Source organism: Paraburkholderia sp. SIMBA_053, from assembly GCF_046534895.1.
GTDB lineage: Bacteria > Pseudomonadota > Gammaproteobacteria > Burkholderiales > Burkholderiaceae > Paraburkholderia > Paraburkholderia caledonica.
Genome location: NZ_JAWRXU010001113.1, coordinates 1 through 256, shown reverse-complemented (window position 1 = coordinate 256; position 256 = coordinate 1). Strand labels below are relative to the sequence as shown.

General features: G+C 56.2%; 1 pseudogene. It reads right to left on the bottom strand.

Features of this window, described 5'->3' with window-relative positions:
- Positions 1-256: pseudogene (locus SB753_RS39090) on the bottom strand (hypothetical protein); the annotation flags it as partial.

Here is a 256-nt window from a genome sequence, read left to right as displayed (position 1 = left end):
GGGTAAAAGCGGTCATTGGTTTTGCGCCCGAAAACAGCGCAAGTGCGCGCGACAACGGATGACGCGAATAAAGCGACAGCTCGGCAGCAATTTCCAGATTGTGGGGATCAATAGCATCTGCATCGATCAGTCTGGGCTGACCGAGGGTCAATGTGCCTGTCTTGTCGAAAATGGCAGTGTCAATCTCGGCCATCCGCTCCATGGCGGAGCCGTCCTTGATCATGATGCCGTTCTCGAACAGGCGGCGGGCTGCAAC